The organism is Streptomyces sp. NPDC043870 (genome assembly GCF_056435785.1).
In genome coordinates this window covers 52,377-77,819 of record NZ_JBWKDT010000036.1, presented here as the reverse complement: position 1 = coordinate 77,819, position 25,443 = coordinate 52,377, and the positions used below count along the sequence as shown (strand labels likewise).

The 25,443-nt window shown below is 69.0% G+C and carries 25 protein-coding genes and 2 pseudogenes; 8 read left to right on the top strand and 19 right to left on the bottom strand.

Annotated elements, in window-relative coordinates:
- Positions 1-172: 172 nt before the first annotated feature.
- Positions 173-1,054 (bottom strand): class I SAM-dependent methyltransferase, encoded by an 882-nt coding sequence (locus AC0699_RS31590; RefSeq protein WP_478667275.1) that lies wholly within the window; start codon positions 1,052-1,054, stop codon positions 173-175.
- Positions 1,055-1,081: 27 nt separating this feature from the next.
- Positions 1,082-2,056, bottom strand: a complete 975-nt coding sequence (locus AC0699_RS31585; protein WP_478667273.1) for an AraC family transcriptional regulator — start codon at positions 2,054-2,056, stop codon at positions 1,082-1,084.
- Between the two features lie 94 nt (positions 2,057-2,150).
- Here AC0699_RS31585 and AC0699_RS31580 point away from each other — a divergent pair, with 94 nt between their 5' ends.
- Positions 2,151-2,999 carry a Rossmann-fold NAD(P)-binding domain-containing protein gene (locus AC0699_RS31580; RefSeq protein ID WP_478667271.1) on the top strand — a complete coding sequence of 283 codons (849 nt, stop codon included), beginning with the start codon at positions 2,151-2,153 and terminating at the stop codon, positions 2,997-2,999.
- Between the two features lie 571 nt (positions 3,000-3,570).
- Here AC0699_RS31580 and AC0699_RS31575 read toward each other — a convergent pair.
- Positions 3,571-4,542: pseudogene (locus AC0699_RS31575) on the bottom strand (helix-turn-helix transcriptional regulator); the annotation flags it as partial.
- 39 nt (positions 4,543-4,581) lie between these two features.
- On the opposite strand from AC0699_RS31575, the gene AC0699_RS31570 reads away from it, so the two are divergent.
- Both AC0699_RS31570 and AC0699_RS31565 read left to right on the top strand, forming a co-directional pair.
- Positions 4,582-5,064 carry a hypothetical protein gene (locus AC0699_RS31570; RefSeq protein WP_478667270.1) on the top strand — a complete coding sequence of 161 codons (483 nt, stop codon included), beginning with the start codon at positions 4,582-4,584 and terminating at the stop codon, positions 5,062-5,064.
- Complete coding sequence (locus AC0699_RS31565; protein WP_478667267.1) at positions 5,061-5,546, top strand: hypothetical protein; 486 nt, start codon at positions 5,061-5,063, stop codon at positions 5,544-5,546. The genes AC0699_RS31570 and AC0699_RS31565 overlap by 4 nt, the downstream gene beginning before the upstream one ends.
- Here the strand turns inward: AC0699_RS31565 and AC0699_RS31560 are convergent.
- Positions 5,512-6,249 (bottom strand): class I SAM-dependent methyltransferase, encoded by a 738-nt coding sequence (locus tag AC0699_RS31560; protein ID WP_478667284.1) that lies wholly within the window; start codon positions 6,247-6,249, stop codon positions 5,512-5,514. The two genes, AC0699_RS31565 and AC0699_RS31560, sit on opposite strands and share 35 nt — an antisense overlap.
- Before the next feature lie 62 nt (positions 6,250-6,311).
- Positions 6,312-6,617, bottom strand: coding sequence for a 4a-hydroxytetrahydrobiopterin dehydratase (locus AC0699_RS31555; protein WP_453664879.1), 306 nt, complete (start codon positions 6,615-6,617; stop codon positions 6,312-6,314).
- A gap of 48 nt (positions 6,618-6,665) precedes the next feature.
- On the opposite strand from AC0699_RS31555, the gene AC0699_RS31550 reads away from it, so the two are divergent.
- Positions 6,666-7,475 carry a helix-turn-helix domain-containing protein gene (locus AC0699_RS31550; protein ID WP_478667265.1) on the top strand — a complete coding sequence of 270 codons (810 nt, stop codon included), beginning with the start codon at positions 6,666-6,668 and terminating at the stop codon, positions 7,473-7,475.
- On the opposite strand, the gene AC0699_RS31545 is transcribed toward AC0699_RS31550, so the two are convergent.
- The 9 genes from AC0699_RS31545 to AC0699_RS31505 all read right to left on the bottom strand — a co-directional run bounded on the left by AC0699_RS31545 (position 7,465) and on the right by AC0699_RS31505 (position 17,138).
- A complete protein-coding gene (locus AC0699_RS31545; RefSeq protein WP_478667263.1) occupies positions 7,465-7,884 on the bottom strand; it encodes a hypothetical protein in 420 nt (139 codons plus the stop codon). The two genes, AC0699_RS31550 and AC0699_RS31545, sit on opposite strands and share 11 nt — an antisense overlap.
- Positions 7,885-8,146: 262 nt before the next feature.
- Positions 8,147-9,301: a tyrosine-type recombinase/integrase gene (locus AC0699_RS31540; protein ID WP_478667260.1), complete on the bottom strand. Its 1,155-nt coding sequence runs from the start codon at positions 9,299-9,301 to the stop codon at positions 8,147-8,149.
- A gap of 69 nt (positions 9,302-9,370) precedes the next feature.
- Positions 9,371-9,586: a helix-turn-helix domain-containing protein gene (locus AC0699_RS31535; RefSeq protein WP_478667258.1), complete on the bottom strand. Its 216-nt coding sequence runs from the start codon at positions 9,584-9,586 to the stop codon at positions 9,371-9,373.
- Positions 9,587-9,732: 146 nt separating this feature from the next.
- Complete coding sequence (locus tag AC0699_RS31530) at positions 9,733-10,974, bottom strand: DUF3631 domain-containing protein (protein ID WP_478667256.1); 1,242 nt, start codon at positions 10,972-10,974, stop codon at positions 9,733-9,735.
- Between the two features lie 239 nt (positions 10,975-11,213).
- Positions 11,214-12,119: a bifunctional DNA primase/polymerase gene (locus AC0699_RS31525; protein ID WP_478667254.1), complete on the bottom strand. Its 906-nt coding sequence runs from the start codon at positions 12,117-12,119 to the stop codon at positions 11,214-11,216.
- An 88-nt stretch (positions 12,120-12,207) separates the two neighbouring features.
- Positions 12,208-12,879, bottom strand: coding sequence for a hypothetical protein (locus tag AC0699_RS31520; RefSeq protein WP_478667252.1), 672 nt, complete (start codon positions 12,877-12,879; stop codon positions 12,208-12,210).
- Positions 12,880-12,921: 42 nt separating this feature from the next.
- Complete coding sequence (locus tag AC0699_RS31515; protein ID WP_478667251.1) at positions 12,922-13,224, bottom strand: hypothetical protein; 303 nt, start codon at positions 13,222-13,224, stop codon at positions 12,922-12,924.
- A 232-nt stretch (positions 13,225-13,456) separates the two neighbouring features.
- Positions 13,457-13,900: a hypothetical protein gene (locus AC0699_RS31510; protein WP_478667249.1), complete on the bottom strand. Its 444-nt coding sequence runs from the start codon at positions 13,898-13,900 to the stop codon at positions 13,457-13,459.
- A 307-nt stretch (positions 13,901-14,207) separates the two neighbouring features.
- A complete protein-coding gene (locus AC0699_RS31505; protein ID WP_478667247.1) occupies positions 14,208-17,138 on the bottom strand; it encodes an NACHT domain-containing protein in 2,931 nt (976 codons plus the stop codon).
- Positions 17,139-17,833: 695 nt separating this feature from the next.
- Here AC0699_RS31505 and AC0699_RS31500 point away from each other — a divergent pair.
- Positions 17,834-19,744, top strand: coding sequence for a TerD family protein (locus AC0699_RS31500; RefSeq protein WP_478667245.1), 1,911 nt, complete (start codon positions 17,834-17,836; stop codon positions 19,742-19,744).
- Between the two features lie 23 nt (positions 19,745-19,767).
- Positions 19,768-19,968 (top strand): hypothetical protein, encoded by a 201-nt coding sequence (locus AC0699_RS31495; protein WP_478667243.1) that lies wholly within the window; start codon positions 19,768-19,770, stop codon positions 19,966-19,968.
- A gap of 439 nt (positions 19,969-20,407) precedes the next feature.
- Here AC0699_RS31495 and AC0699_RS31490 read toward each other — a convergent pair.
- Positions 20,408-20,794: pseudogene (locus AC0699_RS31490) on the bottom strand (winged helix-turn-helix transcriptional regulator); the annotation flags it as partial.
- Here AC0699_RS31490 and AC0699_RS31485 point away from each other — a divergent pair.
- Positions 20,794-21,534, top strand: coding sequence for an SDR family oxidoreductase (locus AC0699_RS31485; protein ID WP_478667282.1), 741 nt, complete (start codon positions 20,794-20,796; stop codon positions 21,532-21,534). The pseudogene AC0699_RS31490 and the gene AC0699_RS31485 overlap by 1 nt on opposite strands.
- Positions 21,535-21,559: 25 nt before the next feature.
- Positions 21,560-21,919: a nuclear transport factor 2-like protein gene (locus AC0699_RS31480; protein ID WP_478667241.1), complete on the top strand. Its 360-nt coding sequence runs from the start codon at positions 21,560-21,562 to the stop codon at positions 21,917-21,919.
- Positions 21,920-22,154: 235 nt separating this feature from the next.
- On the opposite strand, the gene AC0699_RS31475 is transcribed toward AC0699_RS31480, so the two are convergent.
- The 4 genes from AC0699_RS31475 to AC0699_RS31460 form a co-directional block, all read right to left on the bottom strand.
- Positions 22,155-22,292 (bottom strand): hypothetical protein, encoded by a 138-nt coding sequence (locus AC0699_RS31475; RefSeq protein WP_478667239.1) that lies wholly within the window; start codon positions 22,290-22,292, stop codon positions 22,155-22,157.
- Positions 22,279-23,592 carry a hypothetical protein gene (locus AC0699_RS31470; protein WP_478667237.1) on the bottom strand — a complete coding sequence of 438 codons (1,314 nt, stop codon included), beginning with the start codon at positions 23,590-23,592 and terminating at the stop codon, positions 22,279-22,281. Before AC0699_RS31470 ends, AC0699_RS31475 begins: the two co-directional genes overlap by 14 nt.
- Positions 23,589-24,773, bottom strand: coding sequence for a caspase family protein (locus AC0699_RS31465; RefSeq protein ID WP_478667235.1), 1,185 nt, complete (start codon positions 24,771-24,773; stop codon positions 23,589-23,591). Before AC0699_RS31465 ends, AC0699_RS31470 begins: the two co-directional genes overlap by 4 nt.
- A gap of 180 nt (positions 24,774-24,953) precedes the next feature.
- Positions 24,954-25,406 (bottom strand): DUF3093 family protein, encoded by a 453-nt coding sequence (locus AC0699_RS31460; RefSeq protein WP_478667233.1) that lies wholly within the window; start codon positions 25,404-25,406, stop codon positions 24,954-24,956.
- Positions 25,407-25,443: the final 37 nt, after the last annotated feature.

Sequence of the window (25,443 nt, the reverse complement as noted above, 5' to 3'; positions counted from 1 at the left end):
GAGAAGGTCCGAGCGTCGTGGGGGGGGGGGGGTGGCCCCCCCCGGCCCCCCCCCCCCCCCCCCCCCCCCACCCCCCCACCCCCCCCCCCCCCCCCCCCCCCCTCCCCCCCCCTCCCCTCCCCCCCCCCCCCCCCCCCCCCCCCCCCCGGGCTCCGGGCCACCCGGACAGGACCTAATTGCGGCGGGCCGTGTGCACCGTACGGGCTGCCAGCAGGAAACAGTCCGGGCGGCTCAGCAGCCCCTCCTTGTCGTCCGGGTCCAGCAGTCGGTCCATCACGGCGACGTCTTCGGCATCCAGCCACCCCTCCAGCGCCTGACGCTGCCAGCTCAACGTGGAGACCAGGTGTTCGCGGACGGCATCGGTCACCGGCGCCGGGATGTCCAGGAGGAAGGTGCGGTTGACGGTGGGGGTGAGACCGGCGGCGGCGAGCAGGGCGCGCCAGTCCTCGATCTCCGCCCTGCTGTCCGGCAGCCCGGCGCGCATCTCCTCGTACCAGGCGCTGCTGGCCGCGTCGATACGGGCTTCCAGTCCGGGGCGGCCGATGCCGATGTCGCGGGGCAGATGACGCGGCTGCAGTCCGCCCTCGACGAGGGCGAGCAGTCCGCCGGGGCGCAGCAGACGCGCGAAGCCGCTGAGGGCGGCGCGCTGATCACCGAGATGGTGCAGCGAGTTACCCGCCCAGACGAGATCCGCCTCCCCCAGCTCTTCCATACCGCCGGGGAGTTCGGCACAGAGGGTACGGACGCGGTCGCCGAGACCGGTGCGCTCGGCACGGGCCCGGGCCAGCTCGAGGAGCGCGGGCGTGGAGTCCACGGCGACGACCTCCGCGTACGGGAACATCTCGGCGAGCAGGCAGGTGATCACGCCCGGCCCGCTGCCGATGTCGAGTACGCGGCGTACCGCTGCGGCGGGGAGCTGCTCCCGGACCCAGGCCGCGGCCTCGTTGTAAAGCGGGCGTTGCAGCTCGGCGCCGTGTTCGAGGAGCGGGACGAATGCGTCCCATTCGATGTCGGTGGTGTCGGTGCCGTCGTGACGGTGCTGGTGTGGGCTCATGGCGTCAGGGTGCGCGCGCGGCGCACGTCAGGGCAAGATCTGTTGCTGTTCCGGCAAAGCGGCTGCGGTGCGGGCGCCGGTGCGGTGTTCCTGTGGGCTGATGCCGCGCACCCGCTTGAACGCGGCGCTCAGCGCGAACGAGCCGCTGTAGCCGACCTTCCGGGCCACGGCCTCGACGGTCGCGTCCGTCTGCCGGAGGAGATCGGCTGCGAGGGCGAGCCGCCAGCCCGTGAGGTACGCCATCGGCGGCTCCCCCACCAGTTCGGTGAAGCGTCGCGCGAGGCCGGCCCGGGAGACCCCGCATTTCGCGGCGAGCGAGGCGACGGTCCAGGGGTGCGCCGGATCGTTCTGCATCAGCCGCAGCGCGGATCCGACGACCGGGTCTCCCATCGCGCGGTACCAGGCGGGCGCCTCGGCACCGGGCCGGGAGAACCATGCCCGCAGCACCGCGATCAGCAGCAGGTCGAGCACCCGGTCGAGGACCACGCTCTGGCCCGGCTCGTCGCGGGTGATCTCCTCGTCGAGCACCGGCATCAGCGGGCAGTTCCACACGTCGGCGGGGAGGTGCAGCAGCCCGGGCAGGACGTCCAGCAGCCGCCGGCTGACCTCCCCGTCCATCTGGTAGGTGCCGATGAGCATGGTGGTGGCGCCGTCGGGGGCATTCCCCCAGGTGCGTACGCCGAGGCCCATGGACTCGGCGAGCGGTTCGCCCTGGAGGGTCGTGCAGGTGCCGCCGGGGCCGATCAGCGCGTACGGCGGCGTGGCCGGGGTGTCGGCGGCGAGATACGGCTCGGGTCCGCGGGCGATGGCGACATCACCTGGGCGCAGCAGTACCGGGTCGCCGTTGTCGGGGACGATCCATGCCTCGCCGCGGGTGACGCACATCAGGCAGAGCGGGGCGTGGTCCTCGACGCGTACGGACCAGGGCGGCTCCATCACCATGCGGAGCAGAAAGGCCCCTCTGGCCCGGGGCCCGTCGAGCAGTCCGGCGAGTGCGTCCACGGTGTCGAGCGTAGGCGGTCGGCGTAGACGCACGCGTATGGAATCGAGCCTCTGCCGCATGGAGCGTCCAGGCCGCAGCCGCAAAGGTGGAGCCATGACGGAGAACCTGAAGCAGGACAAGCTGCAGATGACGGTGCTGGTGACGGCGGCGACCGGCAAGACCGGCCACAGGGTGGCACAGCGGCTCACGGAGCGGGCAGTGACCGTGCGGGCCGGTTCGCGCAAGGGCGCGGTCCCGTTCGACTGGGAGGACGAGGCGACGTGGGGTCCCGCGCTGCGGGGCGCGGACGCCGCGTATGTGGCGTACTACCCGGACCTGGCGGCTCCGGGCGCGCAGGACGCGATGCGGAACTTCGGGCGGCTGGCGGCGGAGCACGGCCTGCGCCGGCTGGTGCTGCTCTCCGGCCGCGGCGAGCCGGAGGCGGTGCACGCGGAGGACGCGCTGCGGGCGGCCGGGGTGCCGCTGACGGTGGTGCGGGCGGCGTTCTTCGCGCAGAACTTCAGCGAGGGCGCGCTGGTGCCCGGCGTCCTCGCCGGGGAGATCCCCTTCCCGGCGGGCTCGACGGCAGAGCCTTTCCTCGACCTCGACGACCTCGCGGACGTGATGGTCGCGGCGCTCCTGGGGGACGGCCACGAGGGCGAGACCTACGAGCTGACGGGGCCTCGGCTGCTGACGTTCGACGACGTCGCCGAGGAACTCTCCGGCGCCACGGGGCGCCCGATCCGCTACGTCCCGGTCTCCGGCCCCGAGTACGTGAGCATGCTGCGGGAGTTCGGCTTCCCGGCCGCGGACGCGCAGTGGCTCACGGACCTGTTCGTGATGCTCCTGGACGGCCACAACGCGCATGTGACGGACGGTGTCGAACGCGTCCTGGGCCGGGCGCCGAGGGACTTCACGGCGTATGCGAAGGACGCGGCGGCGTCGGGAGCGTGGTCGGCCTGACGGGGGCTCCGCCCCCGTTGCCCCCCGCTCCTCGGTCTCCCCTGCGCCCTGCGGGCGTGGGGGAACCCCCGGCGGGGCTCAGTCCAGCCCATTGGGGTCACCCCCGGGCGGTTCCGGGGGAGTTCGAGGACACGCCCGAGGGCGTACGGGGTCGGGGGCTTTGCCCCCACGAGGCGGAGGGGGCTTTGCCCCCCGCACGCGGCGGAGCCGCACATCGACACAGCGCGAAAGGGCGGAGCGACAGAGCCCGCCGCCGGCGCCCTGGACCGGTCAGTCGCCTGCCCGGGCGGGATCACTGGTCCGCGAGCTCGAGACCCCGCTCCGCGAGGGCCTCGCGGAGCCGGGCGAGGGCCTTGGGGCCCATGCCGTGGAGGGCGGCGAGCGCGGCGGGGTCGGCGCCGGCGAGGTCGTCCAGGCGGGTGTGGCCCGCCTGGAGGAGGGCGCGGCGGGCAGGAGCGGCGAGGGTGGCCGGGAGGTCCGGGGCGTCGTCGTGAGTCATGCCGGGATCGTCGCAAGCGGGGCCGGACCGGTCCACCGGGTCACCCGCCGGAGCGGCCACGGCGGACGAACGGTCCCCGCCACCCTCACCAGCGGCGCCGTATCTGGCCACGAGGTCACGGGCCGTCCGGGCCAGCCGGTCGCGGAGTTCCGGCGGGGCCAGGACCTCCGCTTCCGCGCCGAGTGCCAGGAACTCACCGTGCGCGCGGTCGAGGGACTCGATGGGCAGGACCGCCCGGGTCCAGCCGTCCGGCTCGGGCGTGCCGGTCGCGACGAGGGCTCGCGCCGCCGCCCCGCCGAGGCGGGCCGCGGCGCGCGGGGACAGCCGGACGACCGCCTCGTCGCGGTGCAGCCGGGCGTGGAATTCGTCCTGGTAGCGCTGCCAGTACCCGGCCAGGTCGAAACCCTCGGGCGGGGCGGACTCCTCGCCGGTCTCCGTGAGTCCGAGGATCTGGTCCACGCGGTACGTACGCGGCCCCGGCCCGGCGACCACGTACCAGCGCCCCGCCTTGAGCACGAGACCGTACGGTTCCAGCCGCCGGTCCACATCCGTCGGCTCCTTCCAGCGGCGGTAGCGGACGTCGAGCACCCTGCTGTGCCAGACCGCGTCCGCGACCTGCGGCAGATACGGGACTTCGTCGTCCTCGGCGTACCAGCCGGGCGCGTCGAGGTGGAACCGTGCGCGCATCCGGTCCGCCTGGGCGCGCAGGCCGTCGGGCAGGGCGGCCCGCAGCTTGAGCTGCGCGGCGGCCAGTTCGGCGCCGAGTCCCAGCTCGGCCGCCGGCCCGGGGATTCCGGAGAACGACAGCGCCTCCGCCTCACCGGCGCTCAGACCGGTGAGCCGGGTGCGGTAGCCGGCGAGCAGCCGGTATCCGCCCGCGTGGCCGGCGTCCCCGTACAGCGGCACACCTGCCAGGTGCAGCGACTCGACGTCGCGGTAGATGGTGCGTACGGACACCTCCAGCTCCTCGGAGAGCTGGGCCGCGGTCATCCGGCCCCTGGTCTGGACCAGCAGCAGGATCGAGAGAAGTCGGCCGGCCTTCACTGACACAGGGTGTCAGTGAAGCGCCCTTAACGTCCAGCCATGGCTTTCGCAGAGAAACTGCTGCGGGTTCTGCCGCCCGTCGAGGCGGCCGGCCGCAGCGTCAAGCGCTACCACGTCACCGCCGACCCGGCCGGGATCGATCCCCGGGTCGAGCAGGCGGCGTACGAGATCCTCCCCGAGCTGCTCCCCGCTCCGGACGGCACCCCGCCCGCGACCTTCGTCGTGCTGCACCGCGGCGCCGACGACGGCGCCTACCTCAACGCATACAGCTGGGTCTGGGACAACGTCCTGCACTTCGGCGGCGCGGCGGCGGGCCAGCCGGTCCTCGGCTGCCCCGACCGCGATCCCGCTCACTTCATCAAGGTGACCGGCCAACCGTGGATCGGCTGTGTCTGGGAGCTGCCGCCGATCCTCCACGAGCGGGACGCCTGGGTCCGCCACATGCTGGCGCCCGGCCGCCTGGACCTCGACGCCTATCTCGCCGACTCACTGCCCGACGGCACCACCGGAGACCGCACATGAACGACGACACGCACGGCTTCGACTTCCTCACCGGCCGGTGGGACGTCCGCAACCGCCGTCTCCTCGACTTCCTCGACCCGGACAGCGGCTGGGAGGAGTTCGACGGCACCACCGAGGGCCGCACCCACTTCGGTGGTGCCGCCCACTTCGACGAGATCGCCTTTCCCGCCAAGGGCTTCTCCGGGCTGACGCTCAGGCTGTACGACCCCGAGCGCGAGGAGTGGTCGCTGAACTGGTCGAGCAGCAGGACCGGGCGGCTCGACCCGCCCGTGGTGGGGCGGTTCGGGCCGGACGGCACCGGCGTCTTCCACGGCCGGGACGGTTACGCGGGCAAGGACGTCATGGTCCGCTTCGTGTGGTCGGGCATCACGGACACGACGGCCCGCTGGGAGCAGGCGTTCTCGGTGGACGACGGCGGGACGTGGGTGACGAACTGGGTCATGGACTTCACGAGGACGGGCCGGGACGGCGCAGCGCCATGAGCCGGAAGCGGGGGTCGGGGCGCGGCTCGTCGGGATCGGGCAGGGCGGACAGCTCCGCGGCGAGTTTCTCGGCGAGCGGACCACGGGCCGTGAGCCGGGACGCGTACTCGCCGCGCAGCAGCGCCTGGGCGGTGCGGCGCGGCGACCGGCCCTGACCATGGCCCGTGAAGCGGGTCTCGCCTGCCGGGCCGAGACCGTGCGCCGCGCCGAACGCCTCGATGCGGTCGGCGCGGTCGTACGCCTCGGGAGTCCGGTAGGGGGCGAGGACGGCGTCGATGTCGCTGCTCACGTCGTGCCCGGCGTCCTTGTCGACGGTGGTGACGAACACCCCGCCGGGGCGCAGCACACGCGCCGCCTCGGCCACGACGGCCCTGGCGTCCCGGACCAGATGGAGCAGCCACACCGCGCTGACCGCGTCCACCGAGGCGTCGGGCAGCGGCAGCCTGCGGACATCTGCGAGGACGACACCCGCGACCCGGCCCGCGGCCATTCTGGCCATGCCGGGCGAGGAGTCCGCGCCCAGTACCCGCAGCCCCGGCCGGGTCAGCCGCTCGGTCACCAGCCCGGTACCGCAGCCGATGTCGAGGAGCGCGCGGGCGGCCTCCGGGACGAGGGACAGTACGGCCGCGGCGGCGGCCGCGGCCCGGGGCACGCCGCCGCGGGAGGCGTCGTAGACGGCGGCCTCCACGTCGTAGTCGAGCAGCGTGTCACGGCCGGCGCCCACTGCTCCCGCCGTCTCGCGGGTCTCGTCGTCGTGCAGCACGGTCAGCTCACACCATGGTTCGGGGCGGCGGCTTCCACGCGGCGCGCCAGTTCGAAATCGCGTTCGGTGATCGCGCCGCCCGCGTCGTGCGTGTTCACGGTGAGGTTGACCGTGTTGTAGCCCAGGGTGAGATCCGAGTGGTGGTTCAGCTCGTCCTGGATCTGTGCGACATGGACGACCAGCGCGGTTGCGGCGAAATGCGTGCCGAGCCGGTACGTACGGGCGATCCGGTCGCCCTCCTGGGACCAGCCGGGCAGTTCACGCAGTCTGTCCTCGATCTCCTTCTGCGACAGCGGCTCTGTGGCCATGAGCGAGGCTCCCTCCGGGTTGTCTCCGTGCGACGTTACGGTTTCCGTATGACAACTGTCGCGCCCGACACGGGAGTAGGGCCACTGCTGCGCGGCTGGCGGGAGCGGCGCAGGCTGAGTCAGCTGGAACTGGCTCTGCGCGCCGACTCCTCCGCCCGCCACATCAGCTTCGTCGAGACGGGCCGGTCCCGACCGAGCGAGGAGATGATCCTGCGGCTCGCGGAGCATCTGGACGTGCCGGTCCGCGACCGGAACGCGCTGCTGCTGGCGGCCGGTTACGCACCGCGATACGCACAGACGCCGCTGGACGACCCGTCGCTGGAGTCCTTGCGCGCGGGCATGGAGCGGCTGCTCCACGGGTACGAGCCGTACCCGGCGCTCGTGGTCGACGGCACGTACACGGTGGTGGCGGCCAATCGGGGGATCGCGATGCTCCTGGAGGGCCTCCCGGAACATCTGCTCACTCCCCCGCTGAACGCGATGCGGATCACGCTGCACCCTGAGGGCCTCGCTCCGCGGATCCGCAATCTGCGGGAGTGGCGCGGGCATCTGCTGGCCCAGATGGAGCGCCAGATCGCCCTGGCGCGCTCCGAGACGCTGCGTGACCTGTACGAGGAGGTGGCCGCGTATCCCCGCCCGGAGACGGGCGGCGGCACCGACGACCGGGAGGACCCGGTTCCGTGCCCCTACTTCGCGCTTCCGCTGCAGATCGAACACGAAGGCCAGGTGCTGTCCTTCGTGTCGTCGATCTCCACCTTCAACACCCCGATGGATGTCACCGTCGCCGAGCTGGCCATCGAGACGTTCCTCCCGGCCGACCCCGCGACGGTGAAGTACCTGCAGTCCCTCACGCCGTAGCCGCGGCACGCAGCGCGGACCACTGCAGTGCCGCGAACCCGGCGACGGTCATGGCCTGCATCGGGATCCACATGGTCCCCGCGGCACCGGGCTCCAGCCACAGCAGGAGCGCGACGATGCTCAGCGCCGCCCAGGCCACGTTGGCGTCGACGACGAGCTTGACGGGGACGACGGGCGGCTGCGGCCGCGAGGCGAGGAAGCCGACGCCCGCCGCGAACAGCGTGAGGAAGACACCCAGTTCCAGCAGCAGGGTCGCGTCGACGCCGAGCAGCCGCCCGAGCGGTCCGGAGGCCGCGAGATAGGCCAGTCCGTTGGCGCCGGTGACGACGGCGTCGAGAGCGAGGAAGCGGCGCAGCATCGTCTGCGGTTCGGTGGTGCGGGAGATGCCGGCGAGCAGGGCCTGGGACATGACGGATCAGCCTCCATCGAGGTCGTACTGGCTGGTCGTGGAACCGGGACCCGGCCGGAGTGCGCCGCCCGGGTCCTGGTGACCACCACGATGCCCGGGGGCGGCGGAGGGGTCGATTACCGCAGAGGTAATGGCACCGATGGAGTCTCTGCGCAGGTCAGGGTGACTCTGCACAGAGACCCTGGCAAGGGAGGGAGCCAAACAGGGAGCCACGGCCGAGAACTCACGCGCTCGGATCGGACTCGCCGTCCGTCGTACTGCTCTATCCGAAGATGTCGTCCATCGCCTCGGCTCCCTCCGTGATCACGGGGCGTAGTTGCTTGCGGTAGACCTGTTCCGTGGTCTGGCTGCCGCTGTGGCCGACCACGCGGGCGATGACCTCGATCGGGATGCCGTGGTCCGACAGCAGGGAGACGAAGCTTGTCCGCAGCTCCCGGGTCGTCCAGCCTTTCGGGTTCTCGAATCCGGCCGCCTTCAGCAGGGATCGGAAGTTACGCAGGACATTCGTCGAGGATCGCTGCTCGCCGGATTCATCGGGGAAGACAAGCCCGTCCTCCCGCCACTCCATGCCGGCCGCCTTGCGCTCCTTCTGCTGCTGCGTCCAATGCGCTTCCATCACAGAGGCAGCCTGCTTCGGCATCGCGAGCGAGCGACGGCTCTTCTTCGTCTTTGTGTCCCCCGTTCGCCGGACGGAACGCCACACGTCCACATGCGGTCTCGCGTCGCCCTGCTGTTCCGTGTGGACGTGTAGCCATGTGAGGGCGCGTTCTTCCTCCGTTCTGACGCCAACAAGCAGGGCCAGCACCACGTAGGCGTGGATCCACGTGCCCTCCTTGGCGCAGAGGACCGCTTCCGCCTGTTCCAGGGTGAGGGACTTGCTCGGGCGTCCCGGCTGCCCGTCGGGGAGGTCTACGAGCGCGGCAACGTTGCGCACTGCCCGGCCTCGCCGTTGTGCGTGGCTGATCGAGCGGCGCAGGATCGAGCGCACCATCTTCAGAGACTGGTGCGAGAGCGTCTCCGCCTTGACTTCCATCCACTCGTCGACGTCATCCGCCTCCAGGTCGCGCAGCTTCGCCTTTCCCAGGTCCGGCGTGATGTGGTTGTCCGCAAGGCTGCGGTACGTGGCGACGCTGGTCTTCTCTCGCCCCTTGAGCCCCTGTGAAAGCCAGTCCTCCACGGCCTTTGCCACGGTGTAGTTGGCCGGTGTCTTGACCCCGGCTTCGAGCTCCTTCTTGAGGTCTCGCAGCTTCCGACGCACTTCGGTCTTGGTTGCTCCCGACACCTTCGGGCGGTTGCGCTTCCCAGCAGGGGTGTAGCCGAGCGACACGGCACCGATGTACCGGTTCTTGGACTTGTCCCAGTAGATCGAGTCTTCCCCGTTGCCCGCTCTGCGGGCACGGCTGGACGCCTCGGTCATGTGTGCACTCCATGGAACGGGCGAGGCCACGCCAGTCGACGGCGTGGCCTCGTAGGGTTGTCAGAGAAGTCAGGCGGCCGATGCGGCCTCGCGCTTGAGCAGTTCGACGTAGTTGTCGATGTACTCGGTCGGGACGAGGCGTCGGCGGCCGATCTGGACGGTCTGGAGCCGTCCGAGGCGGATCTCTTCGTGGGCGGTGGAGCGCCCCACTCCGATGAGTTCGGCGGCGGCTTCGACGCGGTGGAGGCGGCGCTGTGGGGTGGATGCGGCGGGTGCCGTGTCCATGTGTCGGTCTCTCCTTCGTGATCCGACGGGGTCGGGGCCTCGGAGGCCCCTTCTCTCAGGTCCGCTACATCCGCTACATCCGCTACAGCGCAGGTCAGGGGCCTGCCTTCTGTAGCGGATGCGCGAGATGTAGCGGATTGGTGCCGCTACGCGGTGCGGGCGGCGAGGGGCGCTGTAGCGGCCCCCGCGGGGGTGCAGCGGATACCGGGAAGCTCATCCGCTACGGATTCGCCCCCGCTGACCTGGGGCGTAGCGGATGTAGCGGACTTTGGAGGGGGCGGGGGGCAGTAGCGGGCCCATGCGTCCGCGAGATCCTCGGCGTAGTAGCCGCGCGGGACCGTGCCGGCGGCGGTGCGGATCGGGCGGGGCTTGATGGGCTTGTTGGCCCCGGTCACGTATCCGCTGAGCAGGCGGGCCAGCCCGCGCGGCGTCAGCGGCTTGCCACCCATGTCGACCCACGGAGCGTCGTCCATGGCGGTCAGGCACTCCAGGATGGCCGCGGTGGGCATGCGGTCGATGCCACAGAACACGGTGTCGCGCAGGTCGGTCAGCAACCGGATGCCCAGGGAGGCTTCATCGTCCTGCGCGGCGGCGGCCACCAGCTCGACACAGGCAGCCCGCGCGGGCCAGGCCCCGCCCGCTGCGTCGGCGACCGCGAGCAGCGGCTCCCACACGTCCGCGGGTCGGTCCGTGATGCCCTCCGGCATGGTCGGCCAGGACCCTTCCACCGTTGTGCGAGCCGTGTCGGCCCAACGCGCGAGCTGGTCGCGCAGAGCATGCCCCTCCTTCTCGTGGATGCGCTGCCGGAACGGGTCGACGCGTTCGTTCGTGGCCCGCCGACGCATGCGGATGATGACCGAGCGGGTCAGGATCGTGTCCGGCAGCGAGCCGAGTCCGGCCATGGCGACCGCGCAGTACGAGGGGAAGGGCTGCACGCTCTGGCTGGAGCCGTCACCAACGCACCGGTAGGTGACACCGGAGCGCCGGTGACCGGCGTTGAGGAAGCCACGCAGCTCTTCGTTGTCTCCGGCCTTGGGGCCGAACACGGTGTCGATCTCGTCGAAGAGGATCGTGGGTCGTCCCTCCGTGCCGGAGACGGCGCGGAAGAGGGCTGCGGCGGACGCGTTGACGGCCACCATCGGGTGTGGGACCAGGGTCTCCACGATCTCCAGCGCGCGGGACTTGCCCGACCCCGGCTCCGGGGACAGACACGCCAGGCGCGGGGTGGAGTCGAAGCAGTCCAGCAGATACGCGTGGGCGTCCCACAGCGCGACGGCGACGTAGGCGGCCTCTGTCGGAAAGACGTTGAACCGGCGGTGGAAGGCTTCCACATCGTCGAGCAGGGCCGCTCCGTCGATGGACGGCGCGGGGTTGTTGGTGCTGGTCATGCGGCGGTCCTCCCTTCCGGGGAAGTGGCTCGGAGTGGGCAGAGGTCTCGGTGGGCGGTGTGGTCGTCGATCAGGGCGCGGACCCGGCTATGGCCCACGGCACTGCGGTCCAGCAGAAAGGACGCCTTCGGCGACGCCTTTCGGGCCGCCCACGCCAGCCGGGGGCAGGCCCGGTGCGGCGGCCGGCGGCTGGTCGGGGGTATCCGTGGGGCATGCCAGAGGGGGAGGTGGACGGGGGCTCATGCCGTCTCCCGGGGACGGGAGGTGCGGATGCGCCAGTTCAGGGCGCTGCGGATCGTGGCGCGGCACTCGGCAGCGGTGAGTCCGGTCGACTCCCCCGCCATCTGGAATGCCTCCTCGACCTCCTCGCGGGGGATGTCGCCCCACGCGACGAACCGCCCCACCTTGATCGCGGAGGCGTAGAGCTTGTTGCTGCGCTCGCCTTCCACGGCGGCAGTGACCACCGCGCACTCCCGTTCCAGCGCGACCTTGGCCACGCGGGTGCCGCTGCGCGCGCGGGTGATCGGCACCGGCCCGGCGGGCTTGGGCGGGGCTTGGAGCAGCCGGATCAGCCAGGCGGGCAGCTCGGCCGGCGGCATGTCGCGGGTGATCTCGTAGGTGGTGCGGCCGATGATGCTGCCGGGGGCGAGGACGTACCCGCCCCACCCCCGGGTGTCGATCTTCTTCGCCAGGCTGCCCTTCGTGGACCCCAAGCGGATGCCGTCCGGCATGCGGAAGTACAGGTGCTCGCCCCCGCTGCCCGCAGTCCGCACCGTGAGCGTGGTCGGGATGTCCTGCCCGGCGCGCTCGCAGAGCGCCTGAAAGGAAGCGACGCCGTCAGGCGTTCCTTTCGGGTCCTTCGGCTTGAGCGTGTCCAGGTCCACCACCAGCAGCCCGGACGGGCCCGTGGCCACCCCGACGTTGAACGGCCGCACCTGCCACGCGGCCCGGATCCGGCCGGGGTCGGTGGTGGCGCGCTGCTCCCACTTCAGGTGCCCGCCTGTACAGTCGCCGGTCCCGGGGCAGGCGTCCTCACCATGCAAGGCGGGGAACTTGGCACCGGGACGCAGCGGATGGACGTGCCACACGCGCTCGGCAGCGGCTAACGCTGCAGCGAGCAGCACGGTCTTGCGGTCATGGGTCATGCTGGATGTCTCCAGTTCTCTTGAGGATTGCTGGTAGACGAGGGCGGCCCGACTTCATTGGCGTGAGAGGGGGCCGCCCTCGGCACAGCTATCGGCCGGCCTGGGCGTGCTGGGCGCGGGGCTCCAGCAGGGCGAAGTGCAGGGCGGACTCGGCGAGCTGCCCGTAGGCGTAGGCCGCATCCGGCAGACCGGACGCCATGTCCAGCGCATCGGTCAGCTCACCGGCCTCGTGATCGGTGAGCTGGGGCCCTTCGTCGAGGTAGTCGGCGAAGTTGCCCGCTTCCTCGCACAGCAGCATGCGGGCCTGGGCCTTCACGAACTGGCCGTAGCCGTTCCACCGCTCCAGGCCGCGCGTGATGCCCGGGACCGGGCACAGCTCGTGCGGGATGACGTACTCGCCGTCTCCTGTCCACTGGAGTTCGACGACCGGGGGTTCCTGGCCATCCAGGACGCGCAGAATGGCCCAGGCGGTGCCGTAGGCATAGGCGAGGGCGGCGTTGGCGTACAGGCTCGCCATGCGTCCCTCGTGCTGGTGGTGGGAGTCGCCGATGGCCATCAGGGCCCGGTCGTGGGGACGGGTCGGGAAGGACGGGCGGCCGGTGATGGTGATCTCGCCGTCGACGTGCCGCAGCCGGTCAAGGTCGTAGTGGGCGGTGCTGATCTGCGCGGCCTGGTGCGCGCGCTGCGTCTCGCGGGCGGCGGCGCCCAGCGCGAACACGCTGTCGGTGAGCGATTCGAACCACACCTGGGTGGTCGTCATGGACGTTCTCCTTCGGTGCTGGGTGACGGTTGTCTGCGGCGGTCAGCGCTTCTGCGGGCGGGTGAGTTTGTAGGTGATGCCGAGCCCGATGGGCCCGGCCGCGAAGGTGAGGGCGATCTCGTACAGGGCGAGGGCGGCGGCGATGACGCCCATGACGCCGATCGCTGCGGCGAGGACGACGGCGATCGGCATCAGGTAGTCCCGGGCCGGGCGCCGTGCGCGGACTGCGGCGGGGGTGACGATGACGATGGGGCGTCCCTCGCGTTCGGCCTGCCGGTAGATGTCGGCGGGGATGTGCGGGGCGCGTAACCCGGGGATGGTTCCGGTGGGTTCACGGCGGCGCATGGTGTGCCTCCTGGTGGATGTGGCGCGGCGGAAGATGCGTCGGGCAGCACCCCGCGGGTGGGGTGCTGCCCGATGCGCTGGTGACGGTGTGTGGTCGTAGTGGCTAGTGCCTACTGGCTACTGCCTAGTGGAGAAAGGGCCGGTGAGGGCCCCTGGTGGCCGGTAGAGGGGCGTTCTACTGGTTAGTGGCAAGTTGCCGGTAGCCAGTAGCCGGTAGCGCTCTGTGAGCCGCTCAGGCGTGGTCGGGGTGGACGTAGACCGAGTGCGGTCCGTTGTCCCGGTAGACCAGCTCGCCGCGCTCGGCCGCGGCCTTGAGCGCGTCGCGCACGGCCTGCCGGCTGCGGCCCACCAGGTCGGCGACCGCGGACGGTTTCATGCCCGCCGGCCCCGCGTCCCGGATCGCCGCGATGGCGTCCGGCAGCCACGCCGGGCCGCTGTCCGCGTCGCCGCGCAGCGCGGACAGGTTCAGCCCCCGCGCTGCGGAGGTCTGCTCGGGCTTGCCCGCCCCGGGTTCGGGGGCGGTGGCGAACTGGGCGTCGATCTGCTCCATGAACTTCTCGGCGAGCGCGTCCTCCTCCGCCCGCGACGGGCTGGCGGGCGGCTGGGTGGTGCGGAACGCCGACAGGTTCAACCCGGGCCTGTCGGTGCCCTCCTGGGGCTGGTGCGGGGCTTCCACAGGGCTGTGGGTGGTGTCTGCGCTCCTGTCTCCGCCCCGCTCCGGCCGCCAGGCGCACGCCTAACAGCGAGGGTTGATGGGTGACGAACCCACGATGCGGCCGAGGGGTACGCGAATGCGGCTCAAGGCGATGCCTCCTGCGGGGGCGCTCAGGCTCCGGGATGGAGGGCCCGTTATGCGGGTGCCAGTCGCATTGTGGCAGATGGGATGGGAGCCGGGGCGAGCGCATGGACTGAGACGCGTGCAGGCCCCCATGAGCGCAGCAGGAGCACTTCTCGCCGCCCCGGCCCAGAGGGGGCCTACTTAGTTACTCTCCCGCCGCACGAAAACGCACCTTGCCTTGGACCCAAGATTCAAGCAGATCAACTGTCGCGTTTGAGAGGTTGTGGGATCGAATCGAGCGCAAGGCGTGGGGAATTGAAGTCAGGCCGTTTCTTGCGCAGTTCCACTTTCGCGCAAGTCGCACAATTCGCCCCTCAGAACGACCCTCAAAGATTGCCCCTTTACCGTCGTCCGCGATCTCAGTCCATGCGGCGGCGATAAGGATTAGAGCATCTCTATGCTCTGGTCGCACGCTCGCCAATGTCGCCTCATATGTACGGTACCCATCCCCGACATCCCCGAGTGCGCCGTAATTATATTCGGACTTAAACCACGGCATTGAGCAACCCGGCAGCATCTTGGACAGCTCGACGATGCACTCCGGGATGGCGCTATCCCCCATCGTGGAGTTTTGGCCAGCCGTCTCATAGAGACGCATAACGAACGGAGCCCGGAGCGTAAGAGGCCCCATGTGGTATTTAAACAAGATTTCCGGGCCGAAGCGATCTACCGTCTCACGGATAGACCAAAGTCCAGCTGTGGCCCCCTGAAGCGCTACCCACCCCTTACTGGAAGCTAGAATGCGAAGGCTGTCAGCAAAGTGCTCCAAGTTGTCGTTCTCGAACTCACGCCAGAACATATGGGCTTTTCTGGTCATGAAAGACGGGTCTTCAAAGCCGGTATAGGCGATAAATGAAATGCAGAGTGCAAGACTCAGCGCGATTTCACGCTCAGATTCCGTCGAGTTGGCAGCGACCAAACTGCTGCGGAGATTCTTCGCCACCGAAGGAAGATTCTCTGCGTTTGCGTAGAGTAGCGCCTGGACTCCACGGAGCGGCACGTAGCTCAGCCTGTGGGACGAAGATTGCGCCTCTGTCATCCTAAGGGCTAGGTCGACACTGGCCTGACAGATTGAGCGCACGAGACTTGGATTTGGGACAGCGAAGCTCAAAGAGCGGCCAGCGAATGCGATCAAATTCGCCTGCTCATCAAGCGGGGCGGAATTGGAATCCTGAATGACTCGCTCAAGGAAATTGTCCATCCCGTCTTCGGCGTTGTTCCCAATGATCTGAAGCGCTAGTTGAGAAACAACGTCCCACTCTGCATGGGCGATCTTTTTGCGTAGCCGTGAGAAGAGCTGCGCCGCTGTGGGATTCAGGCGAACCAGTTGATTTGCGGCAAAGTACTCCAGGAAGGTTCTGTGGGTGAAGCCGTACAGCTCCTGAGTATCGTCAGATCCAACATTCGAGAGCACCCAAGCGCGCCCCGTGCAGAAATCAACAAACTCGGCTGCTGCATTCTCAGCCTCGTCTTCGTCCTCGAATCGCTTCGCAAGGAGGAATGACTTCACGAACCCGATGAGCTGGTCACGTGTGAGGCCTACTTGGCTGCTTGAATTGGTGTAGATCGAATAGGCAAGTGCATTTATTGCGTGCTTGACGTGCGCATCAAATGGCAACGGCGTGAGGATTCCGCGCTGCTTGTCCCACTTATCGAATAGAAGTTCGGTACATTTCTTGTAAACCTCTGGCCGATTCGCAGGAATGTAATTTTCGCTCGCGTAGATGCCGCACATAAGGGATAGCATCAAGGGATTGCGCGTGAGGTCCGCGACGAACCGGCTGTCTTGGTAGAAGCTCCTCGATAGCTCGGTGCGACGGGTTCGCTCCAGCGTGCTATCCAACCCAAACCATTTGTCGGCGTAGGAGCGCACCCCGTCATCGTTGAGTTGGGCAAGCTGAACCGCGCTGAACAAGCTCGAATCCAAGGGTGCTTCTTCGTAACCAACCTTGCGAGTTGTCACCAGTATCGGGGTCATGGGGTACAGATAGGCAAATCCTTCGACTAGATCGACAACCTTCCGGCGCAGGGAAGTGTCGATGAGTTCGTCAAGTCCATCGAAGATTACGAATGCGCGCCCTGAATTCAATGCGTGATCCACGAAGCCGTTGGGTGGATCTAGGTTGTAAGGCGACTTGCAAAGGGCTTCGAGGTACTCAAGCATGGTGGTCTTGCCGGCCTCGAAATCTTTGGTGTATTCGCGAAGGACAACCAGGAAGGGGATCCGGGCAGACGTTGCAGGGAAACCGTCGCGGGCGATATCGTAGGTAAGCTTTAGCGAAAGCGTTGATTTGCCGCCGCCAGGATCCCCCAAGATCACTGTTCTGTGAGATGCTGCAAGGACATCTGCCAGTCCGTTAGAGTGGGATGAGTTAATCCTCTGGTCTTTGTGCTCGGGCCTGGTGAAATGCGGCTCGACGAAAAGGCGACTATATGCGACTCTCCGAGTTGTCCCCGCGTGAGGCAGCTTCATTGTTGCGTGCAGGCTTCGAGCCTGCTCTTTCAGGGAGTCTTCAAACTCATGATACTCGGCCAGCCTGCCGGCATCAGCAACAAAAGTCGAGCGGCTCACGTCGGCCCGAGCGAAATTCGCTGCCATGCGTACGACGGAGGCCCGGGTCTCTGCTGGAAGGGATTCTGATGCTTTGATGCCTTCCGTGCGAAGCGAAATCGCGTCGACCATGGACTGCCACAGCGTATTCGCGATCAACGGAACGTCGACCTCGGCGGAACCCTGAAGTGTAGCCACTGCACTTTGAAGGCTATCCTTGGCGCCGGCAAGTTCAGTGGTTTGCTTCTTTTTGCGTGTCTCGGCGAACTTTTGTACTGCTACGGACATGGCAAGGGCGGCGAAGTCGGGCGAGTCAAGGTAGTCGATCAGAGCATGGGAGAATTCCGCTGAAACCTCAGGATACCCGTGCGTGATGCCACTTTCTTCGGAAATAAGTTTTCGGGTGGCGCGGTTCCTGAGACGTCCTTGGATCGCTCCTGTCGGGGAAGGAATCATCTTCCCGAGCGCGGTGCCGGCGGCCCGTTCGAGAACAGGCTTTGCACTAGCCAGGATCGCGAGCTCCACACCAGAAACCACTTGTACTCCCGCGCAATTCGTACCGCTGTTGTGTGGAGGAGAGTAGCTGTCCCTGCCTGTGGAGCGCAGGCGAACCACCGCTTTGGGGCATCAGTCGAGTGGGGTGACGTTCACCCTGAGATCCGCCGCGTCTGACGTGGCGGATCTCCGCGAGCGCCACTACTTGAAGGCCGTTCAGATAGCTAGATTGTTTCCAGCCATCTATTGCACAGCCGCGTGCAAAGAAGCCCCGGACGGATGTCGGGGTTTCTCGGGGTCGCGAGCCTGGCCTAGCTCAAGGCTGCGTCGGGCAGCGTGGGGGCGTGAGGGCCTCGCCGTGGGTGACGGCAACCGCTGACGGCAGCGCCAACGCACATCAGCGGATCCGCACTGGCCGCGGCGGTGCGCCCTCCTTTAGCAAGGTGGGTCACTGCCCTGCCGCCGTGCTTGGTTGGTCGAACTTACAAAGCAGTGGTCTGCCGACGCGATAGATGACGGTCCTCCATTCTGCCGCAGGCCGTCGAGTCCTGGCTGGCCCACCCACGTCCTTCGGGTACTCGGCCTCGGCCGTCCGACGATGCGCCGATTTCGGTGCGGTCTCTCTGCGGTCGGCGTGAGACGACCACCTCGCCACGACCGACCAGATGAGGGCAAATCGTCATGCAGGTTGAAGGAGAGCCGCATATCACATCATCCTTGCCACCATGAGTCTCGTCTCCACCTCCTTGGACGTGCCCACCATGGGCGACTACGCCTACGACTGGGCCCTGGTCGATGTGGAGACCTCGGGGCTCATAGCTCGGCGAGACCGCGTACTGTCCGTAGCGGTGATCACGATCGGTCCGGACGGCGAGCAGACCGGGGAGTTCTCGACGCTGCTCAATCCGGGGTGCGATCCGGGGCCAGTGGAGGTGCACGGCCTGACCGTCGAGCGACTGCATGGGGCGCCGACCTTCGACCAGGTCGCCGGCAGGATCGGAGCGATGCTCCAGGACCGGGTCCTGGTCGCCCACAACGCCCAGTTCGACTACGACTTCCTGGCCTACGAGTTCGCCCGTGCGCGGATGTGGCTGCCGGTGTCGCAGCGGCTGTGCACCCTGGCTTTGAATCGCCAGGTGGATCCGCCGACGGACGACATGAAGCTCAGCACCCTCGCCGCCCATTACGGCATCCCCCAGCAGCGTGCTCACGATGCGCTGGACGACACCCGTGTGCTGGCCGGGATCCTGTGGGCGTCACTGCGCGAGGCAGCGCGGCTCGATCTGCCCCTACCGCTGGTGACCTGCCCGCCCCGGGCAGAGTCCCAGTTCACGCCGAAGCCGCCGAAGACTCCCTGCGCGTACCGCAATCCGGGACGGCTGACTCCCGGCGGGCCTCTCCAGCAGGGAATGAAGGTCGCGATCACCGGTGAGACCGCCCATGCCCGAGCGGAGCTGGTCGGGCGGGCGGTTGCCTCTGGGCTGAACATGATGACCTCCGTAAGCCGGCACACCAGCGTGCTGGTCACCAATGAACCGGCGTCCGATTCAGCGAAGGCCCGACGCGCGCTCGCCGAAGGCGTACCGGTCATCGACGAGCAAACCTTCCTACGGTTGTTGGCCGACGTACGGCCGGGAACAGCGCATGAGGCAGCGGCCGTCGCTGTCGTCCCGGTGGCTGAGCCGGAAGCAGAACCAGTCGTCGGACCCGTGGAGCCGGTGCCGACCACAACCTCTGCCGCACCCGCTCCGGAAGCAGCAGCCCTCCCTACGGTCGCCCCCGATGTGCCAGTACCCGCTCCGCGCCAACCGGAGCCCTCCGTTGGCACCTTGGACAACCCTCTGGCGGGGCGTCGCGTGCTGGTGCTCGGTGGTGCCCATGCCGATGCCGTGGCGACTCGTACCCACATCGTCGGGCTGGGCGGGTCCGCGGCGGTCAACCTGTCCGCCAGCGTCACCGACGTCATGCTCCTGCCGGGAGGGGAGGGCGACCGGCGCATGAGCCGCATCGCCGCCCTCGGACTCCCCGTGCACGACCTCCACTGGCTCACCGCCCCAACCGCCGCTTCCCCGGCCGAGGCGGCTCTCCGGCTTCAGGAGCCGCACGTGATGCCGAGAGGCGGGGTCATCGACCTGCCGATGCCGCACGGCAGACCCGCGCCAGAGTGGTACGTCACCGCCGGCTGGGCCCCGCAGTCCGGCTTCGAAATCGACATCGTCGCTTTCCTCCTCGACGAGGACGAACAGGTCACCTTCGACGGGGACTTCATCTTCTACGGAGCTCCAGAGAGCCCGGCCGGGACGGTGCGGCTGCTGACCGGCGGCCCGGCCGAACAGACCATCGCCCTAGACCTGGCTTCCCTGCCGCCCGCGACGCGCAAGGTCGTCGTCGCTGCGGCCATCGACGGCGCCGCCACCTTCGGGACGGTCGGTGCGATCCAGATCGGGGCGGCCCCCGGCAGCAGCGGGGCCCCTCTTGCCCGGGCCACCCTGGATGCCGCCACCACCGAGCGCACCATGCTGCTCGCGGAGATCTACCGCAGGGGTCCGGTCTGGCGCCTACGCGCCGTCGGCCAGGGCTACGACCATGGCCTCGATGTCCTGGCACGCGGATACGGGGTCGACATCGCCGACTGAACGGCGGTGCCGGAGGCAGAGGTATGCGCGTCCCCTGGGTCTGGGGCAGGCCCGGTGACGTGGTGCTGCCCGACAGTGTGCTGTTCGAGGCCGGAGCCGTCGAGACCCTTCGCCGCCGTCTGCCGCACGACTTCGACCTGCACACGCTGCTGCGCCTGCCGACTGGCGAACGTGCTGTTCTTCGACAAGAAGCCCGCCAGCGAGAGCCATGGACCAGCGATTGACTTGGACGCGTCACTTCGGGTGAAGAGAGTGGTAGCAGGGTCGGCGGCGGACGGTGGACCATACGCGGACAGGAAGAAGCAGGTCGACGCTCTAGGGTCCTCTGACCTGCGAGAACGCCGCAAAGGCAGCCGCCCTCCGGAGCCGCTGCTCTATCCCCTGAGAGGAAGTCATGGGGAGCCACATGGGGAGCCACCGGGGGCGACACGAGGCGGCTCCCCATGGACAACCACGGATGGCTCCATGCCGATTCACGGGGGTCACGCACCCACGCTCCGCAGCGTCCCTGAGCCCCTCTCTTACCGCTGAGGTAATGGCAGCGATGGAGTCTCTGCGCAGGTCAGGGTGACTCTGCACAGAGACCCTGGCAAGGGAGGGAGACGAAGCATGTCCGCAGCTCCCGGGTCGTCCAGTCTTTCGGGTTCTCGATTCCAGCTGCCTTCAGCAGGGATCGGAAGGGGTGGTCGGTCGTGTCGCGTATCGGTGGCGCATGGCGTCGCCGGCTGCAGGACCTGCGGTGAAGACGTAGGTGTCGCTGTCGTCGAGCCGGCGGCCCGTCTTGGCGTCAACGACGACGGGCTCGACCTCCTCGCCGCTGTGCGCGTCGATGAGGATCATGCTGGGTTCGGCCGGTGTGAGGCGGGAGTTGCCCCAGGCGGCCAGGGCGACGACCGCCGGTCGGAGGGACCGCCCGAGTTCGGTGAGGACGTACTCGTGGCGTATGGGGTTGGTCTGGTAGGGCCGGCGCTCCAGCAGTCCGTCGGCGACGAGGGTTTTCAGCCGGGTGGTGAGCATGCTGGAGGAGATGCCCAGACTCTCCTGAAACTCTGGTCACCGGCGGCACCAAGGGCACCGGAGCCGCCATCGCCCGACGTCTCACCCAGGCCGGCGCAACCGTACTGGTCACCGCCCGCAGCCGCCCCGGCGACGTCGAGGAGAAGGCGTTCATCACCGCTGACCTGTCCAGCGCCCAGGGCGCGGCCCACGTTGCCGCCGAGGCGGACGCCCGCGTGGGAGGCGTCGACATCCTGGTCAACACCCTCGGCGGGTCAGAGGCGCCGGCTGGAGGGTTCGCAGCGCTCGGCGAGGACGACTGGGCCAGGGAGCTGAACACGAACCTGCTGGCCGCCGTCCGCCTGGACCGCGCACTCCTGCCGCACATGATCGCCACAGGTAAGGGCGTGATCGTGCATGTCACCTCTATCCAGCGCCGCATGCCGCTGTGGAACGGAACCCTGGCCTACGCAGCCGCCAAGGCCGCCCTGACCACCTACAGCAAAGGCCTGGCCAACGAGGTCGCCCCGCACGGTGTCCGCGTCAACACCGTCTCGCCCGGTTTCGTGCAGACCTCGGCCGCCGACAACCTCGTCGCCCGGATCGCCCGCGACGCGGACATCACCCAGGAAGCGGCGCCGGGCCGGCTCATGGACTCCCTGGGCGGCATCCCGCTGGGCCGTCCCAGCCGGCCCGAGGAAGTAGCCGGGCTCGTCACCTTCCTCGTTTCCGACCGCGCCTCGGCCATCGTCGGCGCCGAACACGTCATCGACGGCGGCACCCCCACCGTCTGAACCCGCCCCCACCCCAAGGAGCGTCATGCACGACGATCAGCCCCGAACCAGCATCCCGGACACCCTGCCCGAGGTGATCACCCGCTACCTGGCAGCGCACCGCGCCCACGACACCGCCACCGCAATCACGGCGTTCACCCGCGAAGCCACAGTGATCGACGACGGCAACACCTACGAGAGCACCGAGGCGATCAGGGAGTGGCTCGACCGATCCACCACCGAATTCGCCTACACCATCCACCTCACCGGCGCCCAGCAGACCGACGCAACCCGCTACATCGCCACCCACCACCTCGAAGGCAACTTCCCCGGCGGGACCATCGATCTGCGCTACCAGTTCACACTCCGCGACGACCTCATCGAACGCCTCGTCATCGAACCCTGAGCCCCTGTTGGAGCCACCCATTGCCGCCTCATGCGAGAAGCCCCGCTCGCCCCGCAATCTCGGTGACTCACCTTCCTGCCAGGTCACGCCGCCACTCGCAGGGGCCGCCCGCCCCAGCGGATGCTGGGCAATCACCGGCACGCGGTTCCCGCCGGCCGAGGCCGGCGGGATCATCGCGCGCCGGTCCAGAGCGCCGCCAGTTTGCGGTAGTTGAGGAAGACCACGAGGTCGTCGATCAGATCGCCGTTCCCGGCGAAAGCCGGTTGATCAGCGGGTACGTACCCGCGCGCCCGCCGTCGACGAGTACGCGCCGGGTGAAGTCACCGTCTCCGTACTCCAGGAGCAGACGGTCGCCGTCCTCACCAGGCAGCATTCTGAGCGGTATCAACGAGGCCCCTTCGCACATTGACGATGACGAACGGTTCCCGCATGTCCACCCGCCAGGACAACTGCCGCGCCCGGCCGAGCCGGCGTACGCACTCCGGGTCGTCCGGGAACTCGGACAGGCCGTCGATGAGCCAGCTCAGGCCGAGGGTGTAGAGGGGCACACCGCGGTCGTACGCCTCGATGAGCCCCGCCCTGGCCGTGTCCCTGTCGGCCTGCGTCCGTGCCCGGCGGAGCTGCCGCACCGCCCGCAGCACCGAGCCGTCGCTCATCCAGGGGTACCGTTCGCGCAGACTGACCAGCAAGGGATCCCAGGGCCTCGGTCCGTCCGCCAGGTCTGTGCCGACCAGCACGTAGGCGCCCGCGGTGGCCGCGAGCCGGTTGCGTCGCTCCCCGAAGAGCATCGCCTCGACATCGGTGAAGAGCGCCGCCGCCAGGTCGAGGGCCCCCCGGGCCATATAGGCCAGGCCCGCCCCCACGGCTCGGTCGCGGACCGTCACGGCGACGGGGCTGCCGGTCGGGCTCTGGCGCGCGTTGACCAGGATCTCGACCCTCGCGGAGCCCCACGGCACCGGCAGGGTCGCGAGGTGGGCGGTGTCAGCCATCTCGACGAGCAGGAACTGCCGCCGACCGGTGGGCCAGCCGACCGGGCCGGTCAGCTTGGTCCCGCCGAAGCGGAACAGATGCGAGGTGCCGTCGGTCTCGTCGGGGCGAGGGAGGACGTAGTGCGGCGCCGCCGCGACCTCGTCCGCGATCGAGGCGTCCGCCGGTTCGGCGATCAGCGCGTTCATCGCCTCGAAGGTCCAGCTCTCCGGTGTGGCGTCACTGATCCAGGTGGCCTTGACGGACCCGCCCGGGGCCGGGGCGGCCTCCTGCTGAGGGCCGGTGTCGGCGTAGCGCGACCCCGTCGAGCGCGGGACGGGGGCCGTCGCCGGGCCGTGGTAGACGGGACGGGACTCGATGTTGCCCATGAGGTACTGCCAGGCGTGCGTCTCGTACGGCGATTCGGAGGCGTCGAGAACGACGACTGTCTCCTCGCCCTCCCGTGCTTCGGCGTCCTCGCTGAGGACGACGCCGGAGGGCAGCGTCGCCGACACGACATAGCGGCCGGGCTCGACCTCGTACCGGGCCGGCCCGACTCCGGGCCCGCAGGGGAGGAGGACATTGCGCAGCCCGGCTCCCGAGGCGTCGGCCGGGTAGATGTTGCCGACGATCCGTGCCCCGCCGGCGAGGTCGTGCTCGTAGGTGAGCACGGTGACGCTCACGCTGAGAATCGCGGTTGCGGTCATGGCGGGACCGCCTCGGCCGGCGCCGCCAGGGGCACACGGCGGAACGGCGGGCGTACGGCTCTCGCCAGTTTCCGCACGTCCTGGGCGCCGAGGCGCGCCTCGAACTCGTAGTCGCCGGGTACCAGATCGATCGCCCACTCTCCGTCGGGGTGCTCGTCATCGGCCTCGGCCGCCGTACGCCGCAGGTGTTCCCGCCCCGCCCGACGGCAGGTGAAGTCGGCGATCGCGTTCTGCTCGGGCGGTACGCAGGTGACGTAGACCGGAACGACCGGGAGGCCGCGCAGCTCGTGCAGGTCGAACACGGGCAACTCGCCGACCGTCGGCACCTGAACGCCCGTGAGCGCGTCGGCGAACACCGGCTGCTTCATGTAGTGGTCGATGGCCACGTGCAGACCGGCCGTGGTGACGCGCCAGTCGCCTTCGGGATCGTCGCTGCCGACGCCGCCGAGACCTTTCAGCAGCGCCTGGGTGAACAGGCTGACCTGGCCGGGGCGGGCATGTGACCGGTCCCCCGCCAGGGTGGCGTAGTAGGGGATGTGCAGCCGCCTCGGCAGGTTCGCCGGACGGCTCCCGGGCCCGAGCGGCACCAGGCCCGCGAAACCGCCGCTCTGCTCGATGAGCACATCGGAACTCGCGCGGCAGGCGTCCACGAAGAACACCTGCTGACTGGCCCGGCAATTCTTGAGCCCGTTCATCAGGTTCTTGAAGTCCAGCGCGCCGTTGAGCGGATTGTCCTCGTCCGCGAAGACATCGGCGGCGAGGAGGGACATGTCGTCGCCCTGCGAGACGCCGTGGCCACAGAAGTAGAAAACGAGACGATTGTCCTCGTGGCTCTCGCCGCGCCCCTTCCATTCCTTGACCGCTTCAACGATGTTGGCGATGCCGGCGAATGCGACGGCGTGGTCCGTACCCGTCTCCGGATCGGTGAACGGGGCGGGAGACTCCTCGCTCAGCAGAAGGGCGAGGCTGGCCAGGGGCTTGCGGGGATGGTGGTAATCGGCGCGCAGCCAGGTCGCGAAGGCACGAGCCGAGACGGGAGGGGAGGACAGCTGCCTCATCCCGTCCGGATTGGCCACCGGCTTCTCGCCACCGGCGAGGTGCGGGTACGTGCCGACACCGATGACCAGCGCGTGAGTGCCGGGGGTGATGCCGGGGTCGTCGTGGATCGTGAAACCAGCCATCGATCCTCCGCTAGCGTCACCAACAGGATAATCGGCGACCTTATTCATGTATATGACATGAAAGCGTCGGGACAGACCGAGGGGGACGCGGGGCGTTCCGCATGCCGATGGCCGGACGGTCCGGAATTTCCGTCGGCCGGCCGGGGATTCGGGGTTCCGTCGCCGCCCGCCGCGAGCGGCTCAGCGCACACCCGGTCTGGCGGCGTTGATCGCCCGCACGACCTGCAGGGGGTGCCGGGTGGACACATACAGATAGCGGAAGGGCACCGTCGGATCGGCGACCTCGACCCTGACCGCTGTCGGGATGTAGGCCCGCAGCGCGAAACGGGCATGCGGGCCGGCCCGGAAGGTACGCCACTCCAGCGCCTCGTCCTCGTCGAGGATCTCGACCCAGCCGAGGCGCTCCACCCGCACGGCCAGACCGTCGGTGATCAGAACGCCGTCCTGGACGCGCAGGCGTGCCGCGCCGTAGCTCACGAGTCCCGCCGTGAGGAGCACGGCGCTCGCCGCGCCGGCCGCCAGTGCGGGTCCGGTGCCGAGCGGGGCGACCGTCAGAGCGACGGCGAGGCAGGCCGCACAGGCCAGCAGCCACCAGCGCACAGGTACGACGAGGCGTTCCTGATAGGCAGTCATGAGCCGATGGTGCCATGCCGGCTGTCGCGTCGGCGGA

What these genes read in the sequence shown, in the direction of transcription:
- AC0699_RS31555 (WP_453664879.1), bottom strand. Translation starts at nt 6,617, where the DNA reads ATGGCCACAGAGCCGCTGTCGCAGAAGGAGATCGAGGACAGACTGCGT.
- AC0699_RS31470 (WP_478667237.1), bottom strand. Translation starts at nt 23,592, where the DNA reads ATGACCGCAACCGCGATTCTCAGCGTGAGCGTCACCGTGCTCACCTAC.
- AC0699_RS31480 (WP_478667241.1), top strand. Translation starts at nt 21,560, where the DNA reads ATGCACGACGATCAGCCCCGAACCAGCATCCCGGACACCCTGCCCGAG.
- AC0699_RS31495 (WP_478667243.1), top strand. Translation starts at nt 19,768, where the DNA reads ATGCGCGTCCCCTGGGTCTGGGGCAGGCCCGGTGACGTGGTGCTGCCC.
- AC0699_RS31465 (WP_478667235.1), bottom strand. Translation starts at nt 24,773, where the DNA reads ATGGCTGGTTTCACGATCCACGACGACCCCGGCATCACCCCCGGCACT.
- AC0699_RS31520 (WP_478667252.1), bottom strand. Translation starts at nt 12,879, where the DNA reads ATGACGACCACCCAGGTGTGGTTCGAATCGCTCACCGACAGCGTGTTC.
- AC0699_RS31550 (WP_478667265.1), top strand. Translation starts at nt 6,666, where the DNA reads ATGACAACTGTCGCGCCCGACACGGGAGTAGGGCCACTGCTGCGCGGC.
- AC0699_RS31535 (WP_478667258.1), bottom strand. Translation starts at nt 9,586, where the DNA reads ATGGACACGGCACCCGCCGCATCCACCCCACAGCGCCGCCTCCACCGC.
- AC0699_RS31580 (WP_478667271.1), top strand. Translation starts at nt 2,151, where the DNA reads ATGACGGAGAACCTGAAGCAGGACAAGCTGCAGATGACGGTGCTGGTG.
- AC0699_RS31460 (WP_478667233.1), bottom strand. Translation starts at nt 25,406, where the DNA reads ATGACTGCCTATCAGGAACGCCTCGTCGTACCTGTGCGCTGGTGGCTG.
- AC0699_RS31545 (WP_478667263.1), bottom strand. Translation starts at nt 7,884, where the DNA reads ATGTCCCAGGCCCTGCTCGCCGGCATCTCCCGCACCACCGAACCGCAG.
- AC0699_RS31500 (WP_478667245.1), top strand. Translation starts at nt 17,834, where the DNA reads ATGAGTCTCGTCTCCACCTCCTTGGACGTGCCCACCATGGGCGACTAC.
- AC0699_RS31475 (WP_478667239.1), bottom strand. Translation starts at nt 22,292, where the DNA reads ATGCTGCCTGGTGAGGACGGCGACCGTCTGCTCCTGGAGTACGGAGAC.
- AC0699_RS31540 (WP_478667260.1), bottom strand. Translation starts at nt 9,301, where the DNA reads ATGACCGAGGCGTCCAGCCGTGCCCGCAGAGCGGGCAACGGGGAAGAC.
- AC0699_RS31515 (WP_478667251.1), bottom strand. Translation starts at nt 13,224, where the DNA reads ATGCGCCGCCGTGAACCCACCGGAACCATCCCCGGGTTACGCGCCCCG.
- AC0699_RS31525 (WP_478667254.1), bottom strand. Translation starts at nt 12,119, where the DNA reads ATGACCCATGACCGCAAGACCGTGCTGCTCGCTGCAGCGTTAGCCGCT.
- AC0699_RS31530 (WP_478667256.1), bottom strand. Translation starts at nt 10,974, where the DNA reads ATGACCAGCACCAACAACCCCGCGCCGTCCATCGACGGAGCGGCCCTG.
- AC0699_RS31590 (WP_478667275.1), bottom strand. Translation starts at nt 1,054, where the DNA reads ATGAGCCCACACCAGCACCGTCACGACGGCACCGACACCACCGACATC.
- AC0699_RS31565 (WP_478667267.1), top strand. Translation starts at nt 5,061, where the DNA reads ATGAACGACGACACGCACGGCTTCGACTTCCTCACCGGCCGGTGGGAC.
- AC0699_RS31570 (WP_478667270.1), top strand. Translation starts at nt 4,582, where the DNA reads ATGGCTTTCGCAGAGAAACTGCTGCGGGTTCTGCCGCCCGTCGAGGCG.